A 26,904-nucleotide genomic window follows, 5' to 3' on the forward strand; every position below is an offset into this window, starting at 1 on the left:
ATTGTGAAAATTACAATGCGTACATATTTATAGATAGTATTCATAATATGAGCGAAATAATGAATCCTTATAATCATGATGATGTTTGGCAAGCTCCATCGTGCAATATGCCTTTGAATGCAACAGTGAATATTCCTGGAAGCAAATCATTGTCTAATCGTTATTTGATTTTAGCAGCTCTTGGTAAAAAACCAGTTGTTCTAAAGGGATTGTTGCGGTCAAGAGATACGGAACTTATGATTAACGCGCTAAGCGTATTTGGAGTTAAATGCGATTCGCTAAGCTGCGATGGTACAACAATTTGCGTTATTCCGCCCAAAAATGGCGTTTTTAGTGTAGATGATTGTGCGGTTGTTAATTGCGGCTTAGCTGGAACGGTTATGCGTTTTGTAACGGCTTTAGCGCTGTTTGCAAATAATTGTGTGAAATTTGATGGAGATGAGCAAGCATATGCTCGTCCAATGAAGCCTGTTCTAGATGGATTGGAACAATTGGGCGCAAAAATCGTATATCACGGAAAAGTCGGATTCTTACCATTTAGCGTTATTCCGCCTAAAAATCTTGAATCATATGGTATAAATGACGCGCAAAATTCTTGCAATAATCGCGTTATTCGTATCGACTCTTCGTCATCGTCTCAATTTATATCTGCACTTCTGCTAATTGCATCTCGTGTTCCAGGAGGGCTACAAATCGAGCATATTGGAAGCAAATTGCCTAGTATGCCGCATATTCAAATGACAATGGAAGATGTGCGCAAAGCTGGCGGAGCGGTAGATATGCCAGAAAGCGGAGTATGGCGTGTTAAAGAACATGATTTGACTTTGCCACATGAAGTTGTTGTAGAGCCAGATCTTTCTAACGCGGCGCCTTTTATTGGAGCAGCGTTGATTGCTGGCGGATGCGTTAAAATCCCTAATTGGCCGCTTAAAACGACTCAGCCTGGGGGATTGTTGCCTGGGATTCTTGAGCAAATGGGCGCAAAAATTGTTTTTGAGCATTCTAGATCAGATTCTTCAACATTGTGCGTAACTGGTAGCGGAAAAATTCGTGCTATTAAGTCGCTTGATTTGGCTGCTGCTGGCGAGGTTGCGCCAAGTATTGCTGCGATTCTTGCGTTTGCAGACAGTGTAAGCGAGTTACGCGGTATTGCGCATCTAAGAGGCCACGAAACAAACCGCTTGAGTGCAATAGTTACGGAACTAAATCGCGTTGGAATAGGCGCAGAAGAGCTAGATGATGGAATTCGTATTATTCCTAGCAAAAATATGCATGGGGAAGTGATGGAGACTTATGCGGATCATCGCATGGCAACTTTTGCATCAATGTTAGGGCTTCGTATATCTAATATAAGCGTAAAAAATATTGCCACTACGCGCAAAACGCTTCCTGATTTTCCAACAATGTGGAATAACATGCTTAAAGAGTGAGCCTAAATAGTGAGCTTAAATAATATGCTTAAATAACAAATAATCCCGAGTTTTTTTAACCCGGGATTATTTATGTGTTACGTTTTTACGTTACGTTGTTTTACACTACGATTTAGCGTTCAAACTTGTTGCCGTAAGAATCGACTCCATCTTCTGCAATTTGTGCAGACTTTCGAGCGATTGCCAACTCTTCGTTAGTTGGGATTACAGCAATAATTACAGAGCTATCTGGAGTGGAAATAATGCGTGGCTCCTTAGAACGAACCAAGTTCTTCTCTTTATCGAGCTTAACGCCGAATGGAGCAAGCTTTTCGCACACAAGAGCGCGAACAATCTCGTCGTTTTCGCCAACGCCAGCGGTGAATGTGATTACGTCCACGCCGCCCATTTGAGCAGTGTAGTTGCCAATATAGCCAACAATGCGGTGAACGTACACGCCGAGAGCAAGCTTAGCGTCTTCGTCGCCTTCTGCAATTAGATTGTGAATGTCTCGCAAATCGCCGTGGCCAGTCATACCCATCATGCCAGAACGCTTGTTGAAGAGCGTATCAAGCTCGTCTACGTTCATGTGAGCGTTGCGAATAAGGTGGAACACTACGGCTGGGTCAATATCTCCAGTGCGGCCGCCCATCATTAAACCTTCGAGAGGAGTCAAGCCCATAGAAGTTTCAACTGGCTTGCCAGAAATCTGAGCGGAAGCAGAAGCGCCATTGCCAATGTGCAAAACAATCTGCTTTAAGCCTTCTGCAGGCTTTCCAACAACGCTTGGAACTACAGAGCCAATGTATTCGTGGGAAGTGCCGTGAGCGCCATAGCGACGAATGTGGTACTGGTTTGCAATATCTTTGTTTAATGCGTAAGTTGCAGCAACTTGTGGCAAATCGTGGAAGAACGAAGAATCGAACACCATAATTTGTGGAACATCTGGCAAAAGTTCAGTCATGACTTCAGCGCCAACAGCCTCAGGACCGTTGTGAAGTGGAGCCAAAACAGCCAAATCCTTCACCTTATTAATGGTCTTTTTGTTTACTAATGCAGGCTTAGGGAATGTTAAGCCACCCTGAACAACGCGGTGTCCAACAGCTACGATTCCAGACTTGGAAAGATTTGGACCATATTCCTCGAAGAAGCCGAGTACGCGCTTTAAGCCTTGCTCGTGATCATGCACTGGCTCGTCAAACTCATGCTTTTCGCCATTGAATACGTGCTTGTAGTGTCCGTCAACTGGCTCGCCAATTTTTTCTACAATACCAGATGCAATACCTTCGCCGCTTTCCAAATCGACGAGCTGGTATTTAATCGAACTAGAACCAGAATTGATAACAAGAACGGTTTTTGCCATGAGGGAATCCTCCATAAAGTGTTGATAAGGCTAGTAAATTGCCACGTTTAAGTGTACAGGTAAGTTCCTACAATGAGTAGGTTTTATTAGTCAGAATCTCTGCAGGAACTTACCTATTTATTAAATTTGTTATTTATTGTTAGAATTGTGCTTCCAATGCTGTAAGAGCAACAGTGTTAATAATATCTTGAACCAACGCTCCTCTAGACAAGTCGTTAACAGGCTTGTTTAATCCTTGTAGGATTGGTCCAACAGCTAAAGCGCCGCTAGAGCGCTGAACAGCCTTATATCCAATGTTTCCAGCGCATAAATCTGGGAACACAAACACATTTACGTGACCTGCTACATCATTTCCTTTAGCTTTGGACGCAGCAACAGTTTCAGACCATGCAGCGTCAAATTGAATAGATCCAACAACTTTCAAATCTGGGTCTTTTTCTTTTACAAGACTTGTAGCTTCCTCAACTAAATCAACGTCTGGGCCTTTTCCAGATCCAAGAGTGGAGTAAGATAGCATTCCAACTTTAGGATCTAATCCGAAAGCTTTAGCGGTTTGTGCAGATTGAAGAGCAATGTCAGCCAATTGCTCAGCGTCTGGGTTCAGATTAATAGCACAATCAGCAAATACTGCTACATGATCCTTAAAGCACATAATGAATGCGCCAGAAACAAGCTTAGATCCAGGCTTAGTTTTAATAACTTGAAGAGCAGGGCGCACAGTATTTGCTGTTGAGTTAACAGAGCCAGAAACAAGTCCGTCTGCTAATCCAAGTACCACTAGCATTGTGCCAAAGTAGCTTGCGTCTTTAAGCTGTTCTCTAGCTTGCTCTTCGGTCATGCCTTTCTTTGCGCGCAATTCGCAAAGCTTGCTAATCATTTTGCTAAGAACCTCTTCGTCGCTCATAGATTGGAAGCTTGCTTTGCTAAGAGACTCTAATCCAAGCTCTTGTCCTCTTGCAAGAATAGATTCGCGTTCTCCAACAATAATAAGGTTTACAATGTCTCGTTCTAGCAAATAGTCAGCTGCTTTTAGAATGCGGTCTTCTTCGCCTTCTGGAAGCACAATTGTTTTCTTATTTGCTTTAGCTTTTCCAAGCAAGCTGTATTGGAAGGCGTACGGGGTAGTAGGTGCATTAAATGGCTGTTTCAAAGCGCTAATAATCTCTTCATCTGCTACATAATCGTTGAATTTATCTGATTCTGATTCTGATTCGCTTATAGAAGGCAAAGTCCAAAGTGGAGTGCCATTATTGTTTTGAGCGTAGTTTTCTTTTACTTCTTTTGCTAAGTCTTCTTTGCAATCAGTTACAAATACGCCTAATACTTTTGTGTATTCTTTGCTAACGCTTGCACATTGTGCTTCGATTGTTTGCAAGATTTGCTTGCTATCTCTGCCTTCTGCGCAAATGCTTAGGAACACTGGAGAAGCTAAGTCGGCTGCCACACTTGCATCAAATCGGAATAAATCTGGATCAAATACAGAAGTAGAATCGCTTGCTACAATAACGCATCCTTGAGCGTTCGTCACGCTAATCAGCTCGTTGAAGTGAGCTACAATGTCTCCTCTTAGTGTATCTTTGTTTTTACGAACTGCGCATGGGCATGCTGCGATCACTTGTTCTAGAGTCGGTTTTGTATTGCTTGATGCTATTAATTCGCTTGTAAACGCGTCATCATGCTTTGCGGATGGTCTAAAAACAGTTGTTGGATAATGACTTGAAAGAGCTTTTGTAACTCCTAGTGCTACGACATTGCGACTTTGTGCGCAATCTGCGCTGATAATAGTTACGTTAACTAACGACACGACTTTTCTCCTTTGATGCGTCTGTGTTTATTCTATTTTGCATTGCATTTTCGTTTTACTATTCTTCGTATTTCAACGTTGAAAAATTTACATATCAAACGAAGAATCCTCTAGTTATTCTAGAGCTATTTGCGGAACAACAAGCTGATTTTTTAATTTTTTGCATATTTTTTATTAATTTTTTAGGGAGCCAACCTTTCGATTGACTCCCTAAAAATCAACTAAGCAATTTTAGCATTGATAGCTTAAAACTACTCGTTATCGCCAGCGGTTGCAGCGGTAGCGGTGACAGCGCCTGGCTTGTCGGTCTTAACGCCTGGCCATACCCAATCGGTGTAGTCTGGGTGATCAAGACCCTTGTCGACTGCATACTGGAAGGCTTCGAGGCGGAAGTCCTCGAGCTTCTTGATTTCGTCGGCATACTTAGCAGCGTCAACCATGCGCAATGCTTCAGCAGTAAGCTCGTAACGATCCATGTCGTTCACGCGAACCATATCGTATGGCGTGGTGGTGGAGCCCTGCTCCTTGTAGCCATGAACGTTGAAGTTGTCGTGGTTTGGACGATCGTAAATCAAGCCGCGAACGTCATGTGCGTAGGAGTGATAAGCGAAGAGGACTGGCTTGTCAGCAGTGAAGAGATCAGTGAACTCTTCGTCAGTCAAAGCTTCGTTGTTTTCCTTAGCGGACTGCAACTTGAGCAAGTCAACAACGTTAACAACCTTGAACTTAACGCCAAGCTTGTTCAACTTGTCGGCAGCTGCCATCAATTCCTGCTGTGGAACATCACCAACACCAGCGAGAACAACCTGAACTTCGTCATTGTTCTTAGCGTTGGAAGCCCACTTCCACTCAGCAGCACCCTTCTCGAGCTCTTCGCGAGCTTCGTCGAGAGTCAACCAAGTAGCAGCTGGCTGCTTACCAGCGAAGATGGCGTTAATCATGTTGGTGGACTTGTAAGCCTTTTCAGCAACAGCAAGCAACATGTTGGAATCTACTGGGAAGTAGATTCCAATCACGTGATCGTTGTTGAAGGTCTTGTTCAAGAGCACGGAAGTTACGCCTGGATCCTGATGCGAGAAGCCGTTGTGATCCTGACGCCACACGTGAGAGGATACCAACAAGTTCACAGAGGAGATTGGCTTACGCCATGGAATCTCACGAACGGTAGCTTCAAGCCACTTTGCGTGCTGGTTCAACATGGAATCGATGACGTGTACGAAGGACTCATAAGAGCTCCAGATGCCGTGACGACCAGTGAGCAAGTAGCCCTCGAGGAAGCCTTCCATCTGATGCTCGGAAAGCTGTTCGGTGACCTGGCCGGTAACAGCCATGTGCTCATCGACTAAGCCAGAAAGGTAGCCAGCATCCCACTGCTTGTTGGTTACCTCGTAAGCAGCCTGCAAACGGTTGGAAGCGGTCTCATCTGGGCCAAAGATACGGAAGGAATCTGGGTTGTTCTTGATGATGTCGCGAGTGTAAACGCCAAGACGACGGGTAGCTTCGAGCTGACCCCAGCCGTGACCGAATTCCTTAACTTCCTTGACTTCGTAATCCTCAAGCTTTGGAAGCTTCAAATCTTCACGAATACGACCACCGTTGGCGTTTGGATTTTCACCAATACGGAGTTCGCCCTTTGGCATGAAGGAAAGAACGTCTTCCTTAACAGCACCCTTTTCGTCGAAGAGCTCTTCAGGCTTGTAGGACTTCATCCAGTTCTTCAAAACCTCGAAGTGAGCTTCGGTATCGCGAGCAGATGCCAGTGGCACCTGGTGTGCACGCCAAGAGCCTTCGGTCTTCTTGCCGTCGATGAACTTCGGGCAGGTCCAACCCTTTGGAGTGCGGAAGATGATCATTGGGTAGTAAGGACGAGTTACATCGTTAGTCTGAGCTTCAGCCTTAATATCGCAAATCTCATCGAAGATGGTTTCGAACATGTCAGCGAAGCGACGGTGGATGGAAAGATGATCCTCATCGTCGAAGCCAGCAACGAACTCGTATGGTTCGTAACCCATGCCGTGGAAGAACTCATGAAGCTCTTCGTCAGAAATACGGGAAAGAATAGTTGGGTTAGCAATCTTATAACCGTTCAAGTGCAAGATTGGAAGCACGATACCGTCGGTACGTGGGTTCACAAGCTTGTTGGACTGCCAACCAGTGGCCAAAGGACCAGTTTCAGCTTCGCCATCGCCGACGATTGCTGGAACGAACAAGCTTGGGTTGTTCATAACAGCGCCGTAAGCGTGAGAAAGTGCATAACCAAGCTCACCACCTTCGTGGATGGAACCTGGTGTTTCAGGAGCGAAGTGAGAAGGAATACCGCCTGGGTAAGAGAACTGACGGAAGAACTTCTGTAAGCCAGCTTCGTCCTTAGTGATCTTTGGATAATATTCAGTGTATGTGCCGTCGAGGTAGGACTGAGCAGTACCAGCTGGGCCGCCGTGGCCTGGACCCATGATGATTACAGTATTCTGCTGGTGATCAGCGATAAAGCGGTTGATGTGTCCAATAAGGAAGTTAAGGCCTGGAGTAGTGCCCCAGTGACCTACCAGACGATGCTTAACATCTTCGCGAGTAAATGGCTCCTTCATTAGAGGGTTGCTGCGAAGATAAATCTGACCGATTGCGAGATAGTTTGCTACGCGCCAATACTTGTCTACGCCTTCGATGGCCGCCTCAGAAACTGGAGCATTTAGCTTCTTCCAAGGGGTGCCAATAACAGGACTCGTCATGTGTACTCCTGTACTCAAGCACTTTTCAGTGCAATTTTAATCATTACCATTTGGTTATAGAGGCTGAAAAACGAATGTATTAGCCTCTTTTTCCATCATTCTCAGTATAGTAACAGCTTTTGACTTTTGTGCGTTTGATTACTCACTACGTGCGATTTTGTTGAAAAAATGTGTTAAAGTGTTCGCAAAAATTTTCTTAAAATTATCATTTATGTTATGTTTTATGTTCACTTTATTGCTATATAAAGCTTGATTGGTTTTAAAACTAGATAAGTCACGGCGTTTCGAAGCGCTGCAACGTCGCAAAGCGCCATTAGTATAAAATGAATCAGCCTTAAATATCACCTTTAAAACATTTGCAAAAAATAAAGTGATAAATAAGGAATATATAAGAAGCGTGTAAATAAGGAGAATCATGGCAAAAGGTCCGGTACTTGTAGTTGACTTCGGTGCCCAATATGCCCAGCTAATCGCTAGAAGAGTGAGGGAAGCAAACGTTTATTCGGAGCTTGTTCCGCACTCTATGCCAGTAGAAGAAATGCTGGCAAAAGATCCAAAAGCCATAATTCTCTCTGGCGGGCCTGCTTCCGTTTATGAGCCAGGAGCGCCAAAAATTGACACAAAGATTTTTGAAGCAGGAGTTCCAGTGCTCGGAATTTGCTACGGATTCCAAGTTATGGCTCACGAGCTTGGTGGCGTTGTAGACAAAGCTGCATTGGGTGAGTACGGAAAAACGCATGCAACTATTGATGAAGCAGAAGGATTGCTTGCTAATTCTCCATTAGATCAAAATACTTGGATGAGTCACGGAGTGGCAGTTAAGAGCGCGCCAGAAGGATTCGAGGTGCTTGCTCACACTCAAGGCGCTCCAGTTGCAGCTATGCAAGACAAAAGTCGCAAGCTTTACGGAGTGCAATGGCATCCAGAAGTCAAGCATACGCCTTTAGGTCAAAAGCTGATTTCCACATTTTTGCACGAGTGTGCAGGATTGGAAAATGATTGGAATCCTTCGAATATTATAGAAGATCAGGTTGCAAAGATTCGCGCTGAAGTTGGAGATGCACAAGTTATTTGCGGACTTTCTGGAGGAGTCGATTCCGCAGTTGCAGCAGCACTGGTACATAAAGCAATCGGAGATCAGCTCACTTGCGTTTTTGTAGACCATGGCCTTCTCCGTAAAGGCGAAGTTGAGCAAGTGAAGCACGATTTTGTTGAGGCCACTGGAATCAAGCTTATTGCAGTGGATGCAGAAGATGACTTTTTAGATGCGCTTAAAGGCGTGAGCGAGCCAGAGCGCAAGCGCAAGATTATTGGCGAAAAGTTTATTCGCACATTTGAAAAAGCACAACGTCAAGTTATTGAAGAAGCTGGAAAATCTGGAGCAGAAGTTAAGTTCCTTGTACAAGGCACACTTTACCCAGATGTTGTGGAATCTGGTGGCGGAGACGGTGCTGCAAACATTAAGTCGCATCACAATGTTGGCGGCTTGCCAAAGGACTTAAAGTTTAAGCTTATTGAGCCTTTACGCACTTTGTTTAAGGATGAAGTTCGCGCAATTGGTACGGAGCTTGGGCTTCCAGACGCTATTGTGTGGCGCCAGCCGTTCCCAGGCCCAGGATTGGGAATTCGCATTGTTGGCGAGATTACTCGCGAGCGTTTAGCTGTTCTTAGAGAAGCAGATGCGATTGCGCGCGAAGAGCTTTCGGCAGCTGGATTAGATCGCGATATTTGGCAATGCCCAGTTGTTCTTTTGGCAGATGTTCACTCTGTTGGAGTTCAAGGAGACGAGCGCACATATGGATCTCCAATTGTGCTTCGACCAGTAAGTTCTGAGGATGCTATGACTGCTGATTGGTCGCGAGTTCCTTACGATGTATTAGCAAAGATTTCTACTCGAATCACAAACGAATGTCGCCAGATTAATCGCGTTGTGCTTGATGTAACCTCTAAGCCGCCTGCCACGATTGAGTGGGAATAGATAGTCCTAATATAGTGAGGTAGAATCTGGCTCTAAAAAGAATAAAGTAAGAGTAAGAACAAAGTAAAGCCGCGATTCTTGCAGAAAGGAACAATGATGATCCACAGCATAAAGGTATTTACGAGCTTCAATAAAAAGATGTTTGTAAAGCTAAAGTTTGTGTTGGCAAGAGTTGCGGCTATAACATCTTGTGTTGCTACGATTTTGGCGGGAGCAGTAGTCGTAAGCGGCCCAGCGATTGCATATGCTGGCGCAAAATCATCTCAAAAAACTATACAAAAAGGCGTAATAGTCACAGCGTTCCAACAAAATTGGAAAAGCATAGCTAAGGAATGCAAAAAGACGTACGGTCCAGAAGGCGTAAAGTACGTGCAAGTTTCGCCTCCGCAAGATCACATTAAAGGTGACCAATGGTGGACAAGCTATCAACCTGTAAGCTATAAGCTAAATTCAAAACTTGGCACAGAAGACGAGTTTAAAAAGATGATTACAACGTGCAAAGCTTCGGGTGTTGGAATTATTGCAGATGCGGTAATAAACCACACAACTGGTTTTGCAAACAAAGACACTGTTGGCGTTGGTGGAAGCAAGTATGATGCTGCAAATCAATCGTTCCCAGATGCTGGATATACAAAAGACGATTTTCATAAGTCAACAGAAAATATCAACACGTATCGAAAAGCAGAAATCGTTTGGACGCATCGACTTGTTGGACTGTTGGATTTGGACACTTCTAATCCTCATGTGCAAAAAACTTTGGGAGAGTACTTTGCGCATATGCTAAAGCTTGGAGTGGCTGGGTTTAGAGTTGATGCAGCAAAACACATGTCTCCGCAAGATGTAAAGGGAATAAAAGATGCAGCTGCAGAGGCTGCTGGAACAACGCCAGATAAGATTTGGTGGATGCAAGAAACAATAGGGTTTTCTGAGCAAGACCCTAGAATTCAGCCAAACCAATATTTGCAAACTGGTGAAGTGAATGAATTTGAGTACTCTTATAGGCTTAGAAACTATTTTTATGGGTCTATTGAGAATCTTAAACATATTACAGATAAGTTGATTCCAAGCAAAAAGGCTGCGATTTTCGTTACAAATTGGGATACTGAGCGAGATAATGCAAGCAGAGTTTTGACGTATAAAGATGGTAAAAAATACGAGCTTGCAAACGCGTTTATGTTGGCGTATCCATATGGAACTCCAAATGTGTTTTCTGGTTATGAGTTTACAAAACGAGATGAGGGAGCGCCTGGAGCTACGCAAACTTCGATTCCTGATGTGAGTTGTGCAAAGGATTCTAAGTGGCAATGCACGCAAAGGTTAACTTCGATTCGCGGAATGATTGGGTTCTACAACGCTGTTAGGGGCACTAAGGTTACTAATTGGCAAGATGATGACGATAATAACGTTGCGTTTAGCCGAGGAAACAAGGGTTTTCTTGCGATTAACAATACGGAAGAGCCGCAAAAAGTGAGTTATAAGACTGACTTGCCAGATGGTGAATATTGCAATGTTTATGAGTCTAAAGATTGCACTAAAACTGTGAGCGTTAGTGACGGAAAAGTAAAGACCACTGTTGATGCGGAATCTGCTGTTGCTCTTCATGTTAATGCTGTAAAAAGTCTTGGAAATGCTAGAGCTAGAAACGTTACAATATTTATTTGCGTGTTTGTTGCGTCAATTTGTACGTTTGTTGTTAATAGAAGATTTGTTGAAAAATCGAAGAAGCTTGCCAAAGGCAATAGTGATGGTGTTAAAACAGGTGAGACTAAAGGTAAGTGATTTATTGGATTAGTCTTTGGATTAGTCTTTGGATTAGTCTTTGGATTAGTCTTTGGATTAGTCTTTGGATTAGTCTGAAATAAATCAATAGCCTAAAACAGGTTGACTCTGTTAAAACGTTTATTTATAATGATTATTCTGGCTTTATGCCAGTATCTAATTGATAGTTTGATAAATCAAAAGGGGTCGATCGGTTTCGACGGTGATCTGTTCGCCGCGGGGAAGCGTGCCGAGAATGCGAAAGTCCACTCGTAAACGTCCTTTCGCAAAAGAATAAGTGCTAAATCTAATCGCACTGAGTTCGCTCTTGCTGCCTGAGCTTCGCGCCAGGATTAACCAGTGAGCAGCTGCTCCGTTTACCCACTCACGTCTTCGGAGTGGTGCTAAACGTCATTAGAAGACTTGCTTGAATTGCCGAGCTGCAGGGTAGTTCAGGGACTTTTACTGTAGATATGCTCGCCATGAATTGTCTGCGATAACATGGGGGCAGAAAAACTGCCGAATGGCCAGCAGGCTACGCACGTAGAAGACCGAGGGTACGGTTTCCGGACCGGGGTTCAATTCCCCGCGACTCCACAAACGCAATAACGCCACTGCTAAAACAGTGGCGTTATTTGTAGCAAATCCCAATGTTTCCAACGCTTTTAGCATAGAACAGTGGGCGTTGTTTACCGCTTGCACACAAGTATGTACGATATGTGATATAGCACATACAACAGACGGAAATAATCAGAGCAAAAGCTCTAGGTATAAGATCTAGAGCTTTTTGATTTTCCTATGCATGCTTATTTGCGCCGTATGTTTTGACCTATACCACTTATTTATTTTTATTTTTATCATTAATATCATTGTTTATGTAGTCAACAAAATGTCGTGCTGTAATACGAACAATGTTTTCATCAAAATAAATTTTATTATTTTTAAGCCCATTCAATATGCTTAATTTTTCTCTTAAAATTTTTTCAGCCCGTCTTATTCTTCTAACTTTTTCATCTTGATTATATTGATTAAATTTTTCAATTTGTTCAGAAATTATATCTTGTATGTCTTTTTGTAGTTCTTCATCATCTTTTCTAAATTCTTTGCTTCGTGTTGTTCGTGAATTCGTATTAATTACTGGATGTTTTACGTAATAATCATGAATAATTTTCTTAGATATTTCTACTTCATTAGCCTTATTTGGTAATATCCCTCTGCGTGCATCAATCCATGGCATCTCACTGCGGGCGCGATTTTCTAGTTCTTCAATACTAAAATCAATTAAAGCGTCGCAAACGTTATAGATAGTGAGTAAATTAGAATAAGTAAGATGATTTTTAAGTTCATAAGGTCCTAGAACAATATCTTTACATTCTATAAAAACATCATTAATTCTGTGCATCTTAAATAAATCTAGGCATACTGGACCGTTGCGCCAAGCCTGAAAATTGTTATAGAACAAAGGAGAATTAGTGGATGCTAGGTTATAAGCTTGGCAATAGTAAGAAAGTAATTGTAAGCGATTAATATTCATTTTCCCATAACGTTTTAAAATCGCATATGCTACATGAGAAATAGTAATCATATCTATTCTCCATCGGTGCAGAAAAGACAACAAAATGATTAACGTAAAACCAAATAGAATCCTTTTATAAATCACGTTGAACGAATAATTTTAGTTGTAAAATGCACGAACACGTGTAAACAATAAAAATCATTCGGTTTTAAGTTAGCGAAAACGGTACCATATAAAATAAAACACATCAACAATAGCGCGTGTCGTCCTCAATGGGGATTGTAATACAGTGTGGTAATCAACTACTGCTTTGGTGTCGAAGCAAAATCTCCTACTACTTTTATTGACTTTTATGTATGTTTGATTGTGTAAATTTGTAGAAAAGATTCTTCTTTAAGGTTGATTTTAGTTCGTTTAATATGATTATTAGGAGCGCATTGTGTGCAAACCGCCGAAAGTGATTTCGATTGTAGGTCCAACAGCATCTGGCAAAACGAGTCTTGGTATTGCAATTGCAAAGAAATTTGCTGAACGTGGTGTAAAAGCGGAGATTATAAACGCAGACGCATATCAAATGTACCGTTATATGGATATTGGTACAGCAAAAGCCACTAAAGAAGAGCAAAGCGAGATTAAGCATCATTTAATAGATATTATTGATCCAGAAGAATCCATGAGCGTTGCAAAATTTCAAACGCTTGCTAGGCAATGCATACGCGATTTGCAAGAAAAAGGTATTCGCCCAATTCTTGTTGGAGGCTCTGGTCTATATGCACGTGCGGCTGTAGATGATATAACTTTTCCAGGTACAGATCCTAATATTCGCAAAGCTTTGGAAGATCGTGAAAAGTCGCAAGGAGCAATGGCTCTTTTTGAAGAGTTACAAAAACTGGACCCTGTGGCGGCTAAAAATATGGATCCAAGAAATTCGCGCAGAACAATTCGCGCTCTAGAAGTTATTGAGTTAACAGGAAAGCCGTATTCTGCTACTCTTCCAAAATACAAGTATTTGATTGATTGTGTGCAAATAGGATTGGACTTAAACAGAGAAGATTTGGATGCGCGAGTGGAGCTTCGCACAAAAATGATGCGCGAGCAGGGTTTTGTAAACGAAGTTAAAGAGATTCGCTCAAGGCTTGGTGTTACTGCGAGTAGAGCTTTGGGATACAAGCAAATAATGGACTATTTAGATGGCTTATGCAGCGAAGATGATGCTTTTGCTGATATTGCTCAGAAAACTAAACGTCTTGCTAGAAAACAAATGGGTTGGTTTGGAAGAGATTCGCGTATTCATTGGGTTAATGCTTTGCAGCCAGATGTGGTTGATGTCTCAATGAAGATAATTAATGCTGCTGATAATGGCGATTTTAAAGATGATTTGATTGCCGAATCAACTTCCCATCATCTCGGCGCGTTAATTGACGAATAGTAATAATAGAATAAGTTTTTAGATAATTAATCTTTAGATGTTTATGCGTGAACCCTAGCTTAGGCTGGGGTTCATTGCGTATAAGGCATATTGGGAATGATATTGAGAAACGATATCGAGATACTTATTTGTATGAACATAGGAGATTTGTGTGAATAATCATCATTTGTCAAACTCTTCCAGTGAAATCTTAGAGAAGAATGATTTAAGTACTTCTGGAACTAATGCCGCTTCTTTGCAAGATGCTATTAAAGCAAGTCATGCGCATCAGCATAAGCTAACTATCACTTTGGCTTTAACGTCTATTGTATTCTTGGCAGAAGTAATTGGATCTGTTTTAACAAATTCACTTTCTTTGTTAATTGACGCAGGACATATGTTAACAGATATTTCTGTTTTAGCTGCATCTACGGTTACTGCGATTTTGATGCGCAAAAGACCTAATGCAAAGCGCACTTGGGGTTGGGCTAGGCTAGAGGTAATTACTGCTGCTGCTGGTGCTCTTGTTCTACTTTTTGTTGGCATTTATGCGATTGTGGAATCTTGTATGCGTCTTTTTGGTGTAAATCATAATGGAATACATGATGTAAATCAGCTTCTTTTCTTTGGTATTCTTGGTTTGCTTGCAAATCTTGCTTCTCTTGTAATTCTTGTTTCTCAATCTAAAGACAACATGAATATGCGAGCAGCCTTTTTAGAAGTAATGAACGATGCTTTGGGATCTGTTGCTGTTGTAGTGTCTGCTGTAGTAATGATGAGTACTAGTTGGAATGGATTTGATGCTTTAGCTGGCGGGATTATTGCAATTTTGATGATTCCTAGAGCGTTACATTTGCTTAAAAATGCTGTAAAAGTTTTGCTTGAGCAAACGCCGGAAGGATTGGATATAGAAAAAGTTCGCGATCATCTTGAACACGTTCCTCATGTTCTTGCTGTTCACGATTTGCATGCAAGTACTGTTTCTACAGGAATGCCTATTTTTATGGCACATGTTGTTGTAGAGCGCGATTTAACAATGGATCAGTGTGCTGATATTTTAAGCCAGCTTCAAGATTGTTTGCGTGAGCATTTTCCAGTTTCTGTTTCGCACACCACATTCCAACTAGAACCTGAAGGATATACCACTCAAAGTTCGTCGGAACATCATGAGTAGTTTCGTTGAGTAGTTTCGTTGAGTAGTTTTGTATTGCAACATTTACGCGTGTTGTAACTATATGTAAAGTAGAGTGATATTATGCCGTTAAAAGAGTTAATAGACAACGCGCATAGCGATCGCGTTAAGCGTATTTGTGCAATAAGTCGTGCAAAATCGCGAGTGGATGGGCGCTTTTTAGTAGAAGGTCCGCAAAGTGTTAGGGAAGCGGTAAGGTACGCGCATAAATCGATTTTAGACATTTACGTTTTGCAAGATGCTGTTAATAGTGACTACATTGATGTCAATTCTTTTAAAAATCTTAAAAATGGCATTTTGCAAAATGGATCTTTAGAAACGATAAGCAAAATTGTTGACGAATCCTTAAAAAATCAGTGCTATGTGCACCCTGCAACAGCAGAAGTTATGCATAAGATCAGTACGGATTGTCAAGGGATTGTTGCCGTTTGTGATTCTACTATTTTAGATAAAGAATTTATAAAAGAATTTAATAGTATTGGGGTAGAAAGCAAATATAAGTCTGGTTTTGCTTATGATCCTATATTGATTGCAGCCTGCTGGCAGGTAAGAGACCCTGGCAACGCTGGTGCGATTATTCGCGTTGCAGATGTAGCTGGTTGTAGTGCCGTTGTTTTTGTTGACGATTGCGTGAATCGTTTTAATTCAAAGCTTGTTCGTTCTACTGCAGGCTCATTATTCCATTTGCCAGTAGTGACAATGAGTGAGGATGATTGGTTTGATTGGACAAAGTCATTAAAAATAAGGGTTATTGCAGCTGATATTTATGGAACGGAAAATAAAAAACCAAAGTCTTTTGCAAATCTTCTAAAACCACTAAGTGATGATTTAAATAAAGGATATAACGAAGGATCTAATGCAATATTATTTGGAAACGAAGCCAGAGGATTGCCAGAAGAAATATTAAATAGAGTAGACGAAATATCGGTAATACCTATTTACGGAAAAGCAGAATCAATGAACTTGGCAACCAGCGCTGCAGTAATGCTAATGGGCTTGGCTATGTCTAGTCATGAGCGAAAAATGTAGATTTGAGACGTTTTTTGAATGCTTCACAAAAGTACACATAACACGGATAGGAAGGGTGCTGTGGCAAGTAGTAAGCCGTTCGACGCGAAGGCAATTACAAAGGTAGTAAAAGAGGGTATAGCTTGTGTTCAAGCCGCTAAAACAATGGAAGAGTTGAAAGCGGCAAAAACTAAGTATGCAGGAGCTCAGTCTGCAATGACCCTTGCCAGCAAGTCTATTGGAAGTCTTCAAGTAGAAGAAAAGAAAGAAGCTGGCAAGATAATGTCGGCTTTACGCGCTGATTTTGGTCGTGAATTTGCAGCAGCCCAAGAGCGTATTAAGGCTATTGAAGAAGCTAATATGCTTCAAAAAGAAACAGTCGATATGACCTTGCCAATAAATCGTAAGCCGCTTGGCGCTCGCCATCCGATTGCGCGTATTATTGAAGACTTTGAAGACTTCTTTGTGTCTATGGGTTGGCAGATTTCTGCAGGACCAGAGGTAGAAACAGAGTGGTTCGATTTTGACGCGTTGAATTTTGGTCCAGATCATCCTGCTCGTCAAATGCAAGATACTTTTTATGTGCAAGGTAATCAGGCAAAGGATGCTGCAGGATTTGTTGGATCTAACATGGTTTTGCGTACGCAAACTTCTTCCGATCAGGTTCGTGCGTTAATTGAGCGAGGAGTACCTCTGTATATTGCGTCCCCGGGCCGAGTATTCCGCACGGATGAGCTTGATGCAACGCATACTCCAGTCTTCCACCAGTGCGAAGCTTTGGCAGTAGATAAACATTTGAGCATGGCTGATTTAAAGGGTGTTCTTGATCGACTTGCTGTTGCAATGTTTGGTCCAGATGCAAAAAGCCGTTTGCGCCCAAGCTACTTCCCGTTCACGGAGCCTAGTGCGGAGTTGGATCTTTGGTTCCCAGATAAGAAGGGTGGCCCAGGTTGGATTGAATGGGGCGGATGCGGAATGGTGAATCCGAATGTTCTTAAGTCTGCAGGCTTAGACCCAGATGTTTATACGGGATTTGCTTTCGGTGTTGGCTTGGAGCGCACTTTGCTGCTTCGTCACGATATTAACGATATGCACGATTTGGTTGAAGGCGATAAGCGCTTCAGTGAACAGTTTGTGATGGGAGAGTAGTACTCATGCCAATGGTAGATATTGACTGGCTTAAAGATCATGTTGAAGTGACAGAAGGTTTGACTTACGAGCAGCTTGCTAAAGATTTGGTGCAAGTTGGCTTAGAAGAAGAAGAGATTCACGACTCTCAAGTTACAGGTCCTATTGTTGTAGGATACGTTGTTGATGCTATTCCTGAGCCGCAAAAAAATGGCAAAATTATTAATTGGTGCCATGTTGATGTTGGAGATAAATACAACGAGGTAGACGAAAATGGCAATAAAGTTCCTCGTGGAATTATTTGTGGCGCTCCAAATATGGCTGCTGGAGAAAAAGTTGTTGTAACTCTTCCTGGGGCAGTTTTGCCTGGCGATTTTAAGATTGAGCCTCGCAAAACTTACGGCCACATTTCTAATGGAATGTGCGCATCCGAGCGCGAGCTTGGTTTGGGAGATAGCCACGATGGCATTATTTTGCTTCGCGAATACGGTTTCTCTAAAGCTGAATATGATGCTTTGAAACCTGGAGACGACGCAATGTCGCTTCTTCACTTAAACAAGCCTTTGCTGGAAATTAACATCACTCCTGATCGTGGATACGCGTTTTCTTATAGGGGTGTTGCGCGCGAATATCACCATTCAACTGGTGCAACTTACACTGATCCAGTAATTGAACTTAATAATAAAGCTGATCAAGTAGTTTCTATGTCTGATGGAGCTTCTAAAGATATAGAAGTTAGTATTGAAGATAATAATCCTATTCATGGTGTTGTTGGATGCGACCGTTACTACGCTCGCGTTGTTAGAAACTTTAATCCAGATTCTTCTAGCCCTAATTGGATGCGTAGGCGTTTAACTCGTGCTGGAATGCGTGGTATATCTCTTGCAGTAGACGTTACAAATTACGTAATGCTCGACTTAGGTCAGCCTCTTCACGCTTATGATTTAGATAAGATTGAAGGTCCTATTGTTGTTCGCCGCGCTAAAGCTGGAGAGCGTTTAACAACTTTAGATGGCAAAGACAGAGAGCTTAACGTTGAGGACTTGCTTATTTGCGATTCTCCAAAGGGAAATCACGGTTCGCGTGTTCTTGGACTTGCTGGCGTAATGGGCGGAATGTATGGAGAAGTAACGAGCGAAACGAAGAATATTCTTGTTGAAGCTGCACACTTTGACCCCGTTTCTATTGCACGTACAGCTCGTAGACATAAGCTTCCAACTGAGGCATCTCGCAGGTTTGAGCGTGGCGTTGATACTGCTTTGCAGCCAGCAGCTGCGCAAATGGCTGTTACAATGCTCAGCGATTTTGGTTCTGGAGAGCCTTCTAATACGCCTACAGACGTAAACAATACTGTTGATAGAAGTGTTATTGTTTTCAAAGCTAGCGAAGTAGAGCGTGTTTCTGGCTTAAGCATTGATTTGAATCGTATTAGCGATATTCTTACGGATATTGGTTGCTCTGTTGCTGGCGGCGGAAACGGATCCTTCTCTGTTTTGCCTCCAACTTGGCGCCCAGACTTAAATGAGCCATGCGATTTGGTCGAAGAAATCGCGCGCTTGGTTGGCTACGATGAGATTCCTGTTAAGGTTCCAGCTGTTCCTGTTACTGGCAAAACTGGTTTAACGCAAGATCAAGCAACTCGTAGAGCTATTGCATATGAACTTGCTGAAATGGGCTTGATTGAATCTTTGAGCTACCCGTTTGTTGGTCAGGAAGATTTTAAAGCTTTCCGTGAAGACGTTGATTCTGTTGCTAAAGTCAGCGTAAAAATCGCAAATCCTTTGGCTGGCGATCGTCCTTGGCTTCGAAGGAATGTTCTTACCACTTTAGCTGGAACGGTTCGCAGAAATATTCGTCGTGGCTTAAGTGATGTTTCTCTTTATGAGCTTGGTCACGTGTATTTTGCGGATCCTAATGCTCCAGCTATTCCTGCTTTGCCTGGTTCGGTTCGTCCTACGGATGCTCAGCTTGCTGCGTTGGATGCAGGTTTGCCTGAGCAGCCTTTGCATGTTGCAGCTCTTTTAACTGGTAATGCTGAAGAAACAGGTTGGCTTGGAACTCATAGAGAAGTTGATTGGAGTGATGCTGTAGAAGCTGTTAATCGTTTAGGAAAGCGAATCGGCGTTGCTTTTGACGTTCGTCAGATTAATTCTGATGATGTTCCTGCTTCTTGGCATCCAGGTCGTACCGCGAAGGTGTATATTCCTGTTGATGGTGCCGACGATGTTGAAATTGGTATTGTTGGAGAGCTTCATCCTCAGGTTGATGAGAATTTGGGTTTGCCAAAGCACTCTGCAGCATTCGAGCTTGATTTGAGCGCATTGTTTGATGCTATGCAAGTTAAGCCTGTTCAGGCAAAACCTGTTTCTACATTCCCTCCTGTTAAGCAGGACTTTGCGTTTGTTGCTCCTTCTTCTTTGACTGCTCACGATTTAAAGGAAGCTATTGTTAAAGCTTCTGGTGATTTGCTTGAGTCTGTAGAGTTGTTCGATGTTTATGAAGGCGAACAACTTGGAGAAGGGCTAAGATCTCTTGCTTATTCTGTAACATTTAGGGCTGCTGATAGAACGCTTTCTAGCGATGATATGGAAGCGGTTCGAGAGGCTATTACAAAGTCTGCTCAAAAATTGCATGCAACATTGCGAGTATAAGTTCGAGTATAAGTTACAGAGTCGCGTTTTTTAAATTAATACGGCTGAATGATTAGTATTATCTGGTTGTTCAGCCGTATTTTTTAGTAAATAAAATAGTATTTATGGCTTTGTTAAAATGTATATATTCATGAATATATTTATGTATTCATGTATATTAGATTGGAGTGCTCTTTAGAAAGGTATTGCCAATTATGGTTGAGTCTAATAGGAAGTCAAATAATTTTAGTGGCGATGATGCGCTTAATCATAGTTATGTGAATGAAGATAATAATTTTGACGATGCTTTTGATGTTAATGACGATTTTGGTTCTATTGAATCCGCTGGAAAGCAGCGTCCTACGACTAAAGCTGCACGTTTAAATGCGATTGAACAGGCGCTTTTAAGTGAGGTTATTACTTCACAGTCTCAGCTTGCTAAAGTTTTGGCTCGTCATGGTTTTGAGGTTACTCAAGCAACTTTGAGTAGAGATTTGGATGAAATAAATGCTGTTAAAATTCGTCTTACAGACGGCAGAATTGCTTATGTTCTAGGAGATGGAACTGGTAATCGTCACGCAATGGATACCGTTAGGATTGATCAACAGGTTGCTAGGACTCTTTCTGGTCTTATTACAGAAGTTGGATTTGCTAATAATATTGTTGTGATTCACACTCCTTCGGGCGCTGCTCAATATGTTGCAAGTGTTATTGATAGGCAGCCTTTAAAAGGTATTTTAGGTTCGGTTGCTGGCGATGATACAGTGCTTATGGTTTGTGTTTCTAACGAAGAAGCAGAAGATAGAGCTAATTGGATGCTTTCAGTCGCATCTAGGTGATTTTGTATATAGTTTATTCATTTTATAGTTATATTTGTGTCTAATATGCATCGATGGATGTTGAATTTATAATACTTGTTGCAAAGATTACAGCGTTGTGATTTTTGCACTTTGTTATAGTACGATTAATTGTATAAGTATTATTTTTATTGTCTTATTTTTTTAAATATTATTTTTCAAAATATGATAAAAACGTTGTATTTCTAAGCGTGTTGAGATTTTATCTATGGTTGTATAATATACTATATATCGTTTATTTATTCAATATATGACCTTGGGAGGTCACTATGACTAGTAAGAAACGTATTGTATTAGCGTATTCGGGTGGCCTCGATACATCTGTAGCTATTCCGTACCTTAAAGAACAAACAGGTCAAGACGTTGTAGCTGTGTCACTAAACGTTGGTCAAGGTGGAGAAGCACTCGAAGTTATTAAAAATCGCGCTTTGGCTTGTGGTGCTGTTGAATCGTATGTAGTTGATGCTCGTGAAGAATTTGCGGATAACTATTGCATGCTCGCATTAAAAGCAAATGCAATGTACGAAGACGTGTATCCTTTAGTTTCCGCGCTTTCTAGGCCGCTTATTACTCGTCACTTGGTTCACGCAGCGCACGAATTCGACGCAGATACGATCGCACATGGTTGCACTGGCAAAGGAAACGATCAGGTTCGTTTTGAAGTTGCAATTCAGTCTTTGGATCCAGATTTAAAGGCAATTAGCCCAATTCGCGATTTGTCGCTTACTCGCGATGTGGAAATCGCTTTTGCAAACGAGCACAAGCTTCCGATTACTCAAAGCAAGAAAAGCCCATATTCTATAGACCAAAATGTTTGGGGAAGGGCTATTGAAACAGGCTTCTTGGAAGATCCGTGGAATGCTCCAACCGAAGAATGCTACTCTTACACAAAGAATCCTTTGGAAGCTACAACTCCAGACGAAGTTACAATCACGTTTGAAAAAGGTATTCCAGTTGCAATTGACGGTCATAGCGTAACTCCATTGCAAGCAATCGAAGAAATGAACAAGAGAGCTGGTGCACAAGGAATCGGCAGAATCGACATTATTGAAGATCGTTTAGTTGGCATTAAGTCTCGCGAATTGTATGAAGTTCCAGGCGCGCAAGCTTTGATTACGGCTCATCAAGAGCTTGAGAATTGCTGCTTAGAGCGTGAACAGCATAGGCTTAAGCGTGCTCTTGATAAAAAGTGGGCGGAATTTGTGTATGACGGCCAGTGGTTCTCGCCAGTTGTGCGTTCTTTGAACGCGTTCATAAACGAAACGCAAGAGCATGTTTCTGGCGATATTCGCATGACTTTATACGCTGGAAAGGCTGTTGTAACAGGCAGAAAGTCGGATGAGTCTTTGTATGACTTTAACTTGGCTACTTACGATTCTTCCGATACTTTCGACCAGCGCGCTTCCAACGGATTTATTGAAATCTACGGATTGTCTAGCAAGGTTGCAGCGGCTCGAGATATGCGCGTTGCAAAGAACAACTAACAAGAGGAAAGCAGAAAGAAGAATATAACTATGCACGATGCAAATGCCAACGCAAATGCCAACGCAAATGCCAACGCAAACCATCCAATAGCCTTGTGGGGCGGACGTTTTAGCTCAGGACCTTCCGCAGAGCTTGCAAAGCTTAGCAAATCAACTCAATTTGACTGGCGATTAGCGGATGACGATATTGCAGGATCTCGCGCTCATGCGCATGCGTTGCATCGTGCAGGTTTATTAACAAATCAAGAATACGAGGATCTTCAAAAAGCTCTAGACGAGTTGCAAAATCGCGTGGATAATGGCACTTTTACGCCAATTGAAGAAGACGAGGATGAGGCAACTGCATTAGAGCGCGGTTTGCTTGAGATTGCAGGAAACGAACTTGGAGGAAAGCTTAGAGCCGGACGCTCTAGAAACGACCAAATCGCAGCTTTAATACGCATGTTTTTGCGCAGACACTCGCGCGTTTTGGCTGCTCTCGTGTTAGATGTTTGTAATGCTTTAGTTGCTCAATCTTTAGAAGCAAAAGACGCTGTAATGCCTGGTCGTACTCACATGCAGCATGCTCAACCTATTTTGCTTGCACACCAGCTAATGGCTCATGTTTGGCCGCTTTTGCGAGACGTAAATCGCCTTGCGGACTGGGATTTGCGCGCAAACGAAAGCCCATACGGAGCAGGGGCATTGGCTGGCAACACTCTTGGGCTAGATCCCGAAGAAGTTTCTAAAGAACTTGGTTTTTCTGCTTTCTGCGCGAATTCTATTGATGCTACAGCAAGTAGAGATATTGTTGCGGAGTTTTCATTTATTGCAGCCATGATTGGCGTTGATATTTCTCGTTTAAGCGAAGAGATTATTATATGGAATACTCAAGAATTTGCGTTCGTAACTTTAGACGATGCTTATTCTACTGGATCTTCTATTATGCCTCAAAAGAAGAATCCAGATATTGCGGAGCTTGCTAGAGGTAAAGCAGGACGATTAATCGGAGATTTAACTGGATTAATGGCCACTCTTAAAGGTCTTCCTACTGCTTATGCAAGAGATTTGCAAGAAGATAAAGAGGCAGTTTTTGACCAAATTGACACTCTAGAAGTTCTGCTTCCAGCATTCGCAGGGATGGTTAGAACAATGCAATTTAATATTGCTAGGTTGCGTGAACAGTCTGCTACTGGTTTTGCCTTAGCTACAGATATTGCAGAATGGCTTGTAAAACAAGGTGTTCCATTTAGAAATGCGCATAAGTTATCAGGATTATGCGTAAAACGTGCTGAAGAACTTGGTGGGGATTTAGACGTTTTAAGTGATGATGATTTTGATAATATTCTGAATGATTTTGTAGATCGAGCCGATATTGAGAATCTTAAACTTGTTCTTTCTAGTGATGGATCAGTAGCTTCTAGATGTGGAAAAGGTGGAACGGCTTTTGTTCGCGTAAAAGAACAAATTACTCAAGCTCAGCTTGCGATTGATGAGTATAAGAAATTTTCTGAATCTGTAAGTGATGGAACTGCTTATAAGAGTGTCGCCCTGTGCTGCCAAAATTGAAAGGCTTGGATTGCGCTTTTAGCGCCCGATGCCTAGGTAAGTTTTGGCAATAATAAGGAGATACGAATGGCTCAGGTCAGGAATTACAAGGAAGCTGGATTTGCTTCCTTGTTTGAAGAGCTAAAGTGGCGTGGATTAATTTCACAATCTACTGATGAGCAGCAGCTTGCTCAAGCGCTTGACGGAGAACCATTAACGTATTATTGCGGTTACGATCCTACTGCTGCTTCATTGCATATTGGTAATCTTGTTCAGCTTATTAATATGCGTCATTTGCAAGCTGCAGGTCATCATCCTATTGCGTTAGTTGGTGGTGCTACTGGTTTGATTGGTGATCCTCGTCAAAGTGGAGAACGCACGCTTAATTCTAAAGATATTGTGGCTGGTTGGGCAGAGCGCTTACGCAAGCAGATTGGCAGAATTTTGCCTCTTGATGGTGAAAATCCTGTTCGTTTTGTTAGCAATTACGACTGGGTTTCTAAGATGTCTGCTATTGACTTTTTGCGTGATGTTGGTAAGAATTTCCGTGTTGGCACAATGCTTTCTAAGGATATTGTGGCTCGCCGCTTAAACTCCGACGAAGGAATTTCTTTTGCTGAGTTCAGCTATCAGGTTTTGCAAGGAAACGACTTCTTGTACTTGTTTGATAATTACAATGTTACTTTGCAACTTGGCGGATCTGATCAGTGGGGTAATTTGACTTCTGGCATGGACTTGATTCGTAAGGTTCGCGGAGCTTCTGTGCACGTGTTTACAAGCCCGATTATTACGGATAATCAAGGTCGTAAGTTTGGCAAGTCGGAGGGTAACGCAATGTGGCTTGATCCTACAATGCTTAGCCCTTATCGTTTCTATCAGTTCTGGTTTAATCAGCCAGACGATGAAGTTGTTAAGCTTCTTAAAGCTTTTACGTTCTTGCCTAAGAGCGAGATTGAGCGTTTGAACAAGCAAATTCAAGAAGACCCAGGAAGTCGTGAAGCTCAGCGTGTTCTCGCTTGGGAAGTTACAAGCTTTGTTCATGGTGAAGATGTTACGAATCAGGCTATTGCTGCTTCTTCGGCATTGTTTGGTAAGGGTGATTTAGACGCTATTGATGCGCAAACTCTTGAAGCTGCCTTGGATGGTGTTAAGGTTAAGGCGCAGGATGGTAGTTTAGAATTTGCTAAAGCAAATAGTGGTGATCGCGTTGTTGAAGCTGCTGTTGCTGCTGGATTGTTCCGCACAATTTCTGAAGCTCGTCGTGCTATTGAAGCCGGTGGTTTGTACGTTAACAATAATCGAGTAGACAGTGTCGATGACATTTTGAATGATAATTCATTCTTGCATGGTCGTTTTGCTTTGATTCGTAGGGGCAAGAAGGCTATTGGCGCTGTTGAGCGTGCTTAGTTTTTTAAGCGTGTTTGATTTGTTTTTAATATTAGATTTTTAGTATAATTTTATATTTTTAGAATTTGAAAGGTATGCCAATAATGGGCGAAGAACGCGGATCGCGTAGTGGTAAGTCGTTTGGTAATCGTGGCCATTTTAGCCGTCAAAATGGCGGTAAAAATGGTGGAAACGGCGAGCATCGTGGCGGATTCCATAAGGGTGGATTCCACAAAGATGGTGGCAGAAAGTTTAATCACCGTGATGGCGAACGTAGATTTGAGCACAATGATCGCAGATATGATGATCATAAGAACGGTCGTCGTGACGATTTTGAGCGTGATTCTGGTAGTTCAGAAGGTTTAAGACGCAATGGATTCCACAAAGGTGGATTCAATAAGAGCGGTTTTAAGAAGGATAACGATCGTAGGTTTAACCATCGTGATAATGATCATAGGTTCAACCGTGATGATCGTGATAACCGCAGTGATCGCAGATTCGATAGAAAAGATAATCACGAAACTCGCAGAAATCGTGGTTTTGATGCCAAGTCGGAAGAAAATGGCAATCCAAGGTACAAGAAGTTTGATCGTGATAATCGTGGCGAGCGCAATGATCGCCGCTTTGAAGATAATCGCGGTGGCTTCCACAAGGGTGATTTTAAGAAGAATGATTCTAGAAAGCGCGATTCAAAGTCGTCTTTCCGCTTTGAAAATGGTCCTCGTAGAAACTCGGATGGAACTGTTTCTTACCCATCTCAAAACCCTTATACTGATAGGCGTCCAGGCGAACCTAAGATGCCTAAGGGCTTAGAATATTCCATGCTTTCTAAAGAATCTCGTGAGCGTTTGCGCGGTCTTTCTAAGGAACATTCTGAAAATATTGGTTTGCATATTCTCGCAGCTTATGCTTTGCAAGAAGAAGATCCAGAGCTTGCATTGGAACATGCAAAGTGGGCTGCAAAGCAGGCATCGCGTATTGATTTTTCGCGCGAAACATTAGGATTTATTGCATACCGTCAGGGTGATTACAAGCTTGCTGCGCGCGAGTTTAGAACAGCTATGCGAATGAATGGCTACATGGATTATCTTCCATTTATTGCCGATTGTGAGCGCGGTATGGGCAACCTTGATAAGGCTTTGGAAATCTGCATGTCGGATGAAGCTAGAAGGGTTACTGGCGAAGTCAAGGCAGAAATGTTCCTTGTGTACGCAGGTGTTTTGGCAGATACAAACCATTCGGATAAGGCTATTGAGCTTGTTCACGCAATGGGTAGGTCTAAGGGTTTGCCTGGCGAGTATAGAATGCGTGCAGTTCAAGCGGAACAGTACTTCCTAGAGGAGGCTGGGCGAAGTGATGAGGCTATTGAGCTTGACTCTTTGCTTGATCGCTTAGAAGAGCAATACGCAGATATTGAAGACGAAGAAAATCCAGAAGATGTTGTGATTGACTACGATTTGGAACATCTTAATGACGCGATTATGGACGAAGTTGGCATTAGTGAAGATGATGCGCAATTTGCTCCAGATGATGATTTGGAAGATGATTCGGATGATTCGTATGATTCAGACGATGATTCACAAATCGCAGACAATACTGAAACTATAGAGATGAGTGCAGTTAAGTCTAAAGAGGAATAGTACAACCATATTTTCTAAGCCCGGCTTCTGTATTATGAGAGTATAGTAAGCCGGGCATTTGCTACTTTGATATTTTTAAAATCATGT

Annotated in this window: 17 protein-coding genes and 1 other RNA gene; 14 read left to right on the plus strand and 4 right to left on the minus strand. The window is 42.2% G+C overall.

The window, feature by feature from the left end; translation table 11 throughout:
- The first annotated feature begins 59 nt into the window (after positions 1-59).
- Positions 60-1,430, plus strand: a complete 1,371-nt coding sequence (aroA, locus tag HXT46_RS02180) for a 3-phosphoshikimate 1-carboxyvinyltransferase (protein ID WP_421786320.1) — start codon at positions 60-62, stop codon at positions 1,428-1,430.
- A 112-nt stretch (positions 1,431-1,542) separates the two neighbouring features.
- Here aroA and HXT46_RS02185 read toward each other — a convergent pair whose 3' ends face one another.
- The 3 genes from HXT46_RS02185 to HXT46_RS02195 form a co-directional block, all read right to left on the minus strand.
- Complete coding sequence (locus HXT46_RS02185; RefSeq protein WP_004112520.1) at positions 1,543-2,772, minus strand: acetate/propionate family kinase; 1,230 nt, start codon at positions 2,770-2,772, stop codon at positions 1,543-1,545.
- A gap of 139 nt (positions 2,773-2,911) precedes the next feature.
- Positions 2,912-4,576, minus strand: a complete 1,665-nt coding sequence (gene pta / locus HXT46_RS02190) for a phosphate acetyltransferase (protein WP_421786227.1) — start codon at positions 4,574-4,576, stop codon at positions 2,912-2,914.
- Between the two features lie 251 nt (positions 4,577-4,827).
- Entirely contained in the window at positions 4,828-7,305 is a 2,478-nt protein-coding gene (locus HXT46_RS02195; protein ID WP_004112522.1) for a phosphoketolase, read from the minus strand.
- A gap of 415 nt (positions 7,306-7,720) precedes the next feature.
- Here HXT46_RS02195 and guaA point away from each other — a divergent pair, with 415 nt between their 5' ends.
- From guaA to ssrA, 3 genes are all read left to right on the plus strand, one after another.
- Positions 7,721-9,283, plus strand: coding sequence for a glutamine-hydrolyzing GMP synthase (gene guaA / locus HXT46_RS02200; protein WP_004112523.1), 1,563 nt, complete (start codon positions 7,721-7,723; stop codon positions 9,281-9,283).
- Between the two features lie 96 nt (positions 9,284-9,379).
- Positions 9,380-11,062, plus strand: a complete 1,683-nt coding sequence (locus HXT46_RS02205) for an alpha-amylase (protein WP_421786322.1) — start codon at positions 9,380-9,382, stop codon at positions 11,060-11,062.
- Positions 11,063-11,244: 182 nt separating this feature from the next.
- Positions 11,245-11,641, plus strand: a transfer-messenger RNA (tmRNA) gene (gene ssrA / locus HXT46_RS02210).
- A gap of 238 nt (positions 11,642-11,879) precedes the next feature.
- Here the strand turns inward: ssrA and HXT46_RS02215 are convergent.
- The gene (locus HXT46_RS02215) at positions 11,880-12,626 is read right to left on the minus strand and encodes a Panacea domain-containing protein (protein WP_004112525.1); all 747 of its coding nucleotides are present in this window, start codon (positions 12,624-12,626) and stop codon (positions 11,880-11,882) included.
- 370 nt (positions 12,627-12,996) lie between these two features.
- On the opposite strand from HXT46_RS02215, the gene miaA reads away from it, so the two are divergent.
- The 10 genes from miaA (at position 12,997) to HXT46_RS02265 (ending at position 26,817) form a co-directional block, all read left to right on the plus strand.
- Entirely contained in the window at positions 12,997-13,986 is a 990-nt protein-coding gene (gene miaA, locus HXT46_RS02220) for a tRNA (adenosine(37)-N6)-dimethylallyltransferase MiaA (RefSeq protein WP_004115519.1), read from the plus strand.
- Positions 13,987-14,137: 151 nt separating this feature from the next.
- Positions 14,138-15,139 (plus strand): cation diffusion facilitator family transporter, encoded by a 1,002-nt coding sequence (locus HXT46_RS02225; protein ID WP_004115518.1) that lies wholly within the window; start codon positions 14,138-14,140, stop codon positions 15,137-15,139.
- 81 nt (positions 15,140-15,220) lie between these two features.
- The gene (locus tag HXT46_RS02230) at positions 15,221-16,186 is read left to right on the plus strand and encodes a TrmH family RNA methyltransferase (RefSeq protein ID WP_004115517.1); all 966 of its coding nucleotides are present in this window, start codon (positions 15,221-15,223) and stop codon (positions 16,184-16,186) included.
- Positions 16,187-16,246: 60 nt separating this feature from the next.
- Positions 16,247-17,314 (plus strand): phenylalanine--tRNA ligase subunit alpha, encoded by a 1,068-nt coding sequence (gene pheS, locus HXT46_RS02235; RefSeq protein ID WP_004121821.1) that lies wholly within the window; start codon positions 16,247-16,249, stop codon positions 17,312-17,314.
- A 5-nt stretch (positions 17,315-17,319) separates the two neighbouring features.
- Positions 17,320-19,944, plus strand: coding sequence for a phenylalanine--tRNA ligase subunit beta (gene pheT / locus HXT46_RS02240; protein ID WP_421786230.1), 2,625 nt, complete (start codon positions 17,320-17,322; stop codon positions 19,942-19,944).
- Between the two features lie 194 nt (positions 19,945-20,138).
- A complete protein-coding gene (locus HXT46_RS02245) occupies positions 20,139-20,762 on the plus strand; it encodes an arginine repressor (RefSeq protein ID WP_004121816.1) in 624 nt (207 codons plus the stop codon).
- Positions 20,763-21,049: 287 nt separating this feature from the next.
- Positions 21,050-22,264 (plus strand): argininosuccinate synthase, encoded by a 1,215-nt coding sequence (locus HXT46_RS02250; RefSeq protein WP_004115510.1) that lies wholly within the window; start codon positions 21,050-21,052, stop codon positions 22,262-22,264.
- Positions 22,265-22,294: 30 nt separating this feature from the next.
- Positions 22,295-23,812 (plus strand): argininosuccinate lyase, encoded by a 1,518-nt coding sequence (argH, locus tag HXT46_RS02255; protein WP_421786233.1) that lies wholly within the window; start codon positions 22,295-22,297, stop codon positions 23,810-23,812.
- 66 nt (positions 23,813-23,878) lie between these two features.
- On the plus strand, positions 23,879-25,198 hold the full coding sequence (tyrS, locus tag HXT46_RS02260; RefSeq protein ID WP_004112539.1) for a tyrosine--tRNA ligase: 1,320 nt from the start codon (positions 23,879-23,881) through the stop codon (positions 25,196-25,198).
- A gap of 83 nt (positions 25,199-25,281) precedes the next feature.
- Positions 25,282-26,817 (plus strand): tetratricopeptide repeat protein, encoded by a 1,536-nt coding sequence (locus HXT46_RS02265; RefSeq protein ID WP_415690975.1) that lies wholly within the window; start codon positions 25,282-25,284, stop codon positions 26,815-26,817.
- Positions 26,818-26,904: the final 87 nt, after the last annotated feature.

Origin of the sequence: Gardnerella sp. DNF01204, from assembly GCF_049244145.1 — a bacterium.
GTDB classification, from domain to species: domain Bacteria; phylum Actinomycetota; class Actinomycetes; order Actinomycetales; family Bifidobacteriaceae; genus Bifidobacterium; species Bifidobacterium vaginale.

Coding starts and splice junctions, on each gene's coding strand:
- aroA (WP_421786320.1), top strand. CDS start 60: ATGAATCCTTATAATCATGATGATGTTTGGCAAGCTCCATCGTGCAAT.
- guaA (WP_004112523.1), top strand. CDS start 7,721: ATGGCAAAAGGTCCGGTACTTGTAGTTGACTTCGGTGCCCAATATGCC.
- argH (WP_421786233.1), top strand. CDS start 22,295: ATGCACGATGCAAATGCCAACGCAAATGCCAACGCAAATGCCAACGCA.
- HXT46_RS02205 (WP_421786322.1), top strand. CDS start 9,380: ATGATCCACAGCATAAAGGTATTTACGAGCTTCAATAAAAAGATGTTT.
- pheT (WP_421786230.1), top strand. CDS start 17,320: ATGCCAATGGTAGATATTGACTGGCTTAAAGATCATGTTGAAGTGACA.
- HXT46_RS02245 (WP_004121816.1), top strand. CDS start 20,139: ATGGTTGAGTCTAATAGGAAGTCAAATAATTTTAGTGGCGATGATGCG.
- HXT46_RS02265 (WP_415690975.1), top strand. CDS start 25,282: ATGGGCGAAGAACGCGGATCGCGTAGTGGTAAGTCGTTTGGTAATCGT.
- HXT46_RS02230 (WP_004115517.1), top strand. CDS start 15,221: ATGCCGTTAAAAGAGTTAATAGACAACGCGCATAGCGATCGCGTTAAG.
- HXT46_RS02185 (WP_004112520.1), bottom strand. CDS start 2,772: ATGGCAAAAACCGTTCTTGTTATCAATTCTGGTTCTAGTTCGATTAAA.
- HXT46_RS02195 (WP_004112522.1), bottom strand. CDS start 7,305: ATGACGAGTCCTGTTATTGGCACCCCTTGGAAGAAGCTAAATGCTCCA.
- HXT46_RS02215 (WP_004112525.1), bottom strand. CDS start 12,626: ATGATTACTATTTCTCATGTAGCATATGCGATTTTAAAACGTTATGGG.
- HXT46_RS02250 (WP_004115510.1), top strand. CDS start 21,050: ATGACTAGTAAGAAACGTATTGTATTAGCGTATTCGGGTGGCCTCGAT.
- tyrS (WP_004112539.1), top strand. CDS start 23,879: ATGGCTCAGGTCAGGAATTACAAGGAAGCTGGATTTGCTTCCTTGTTT.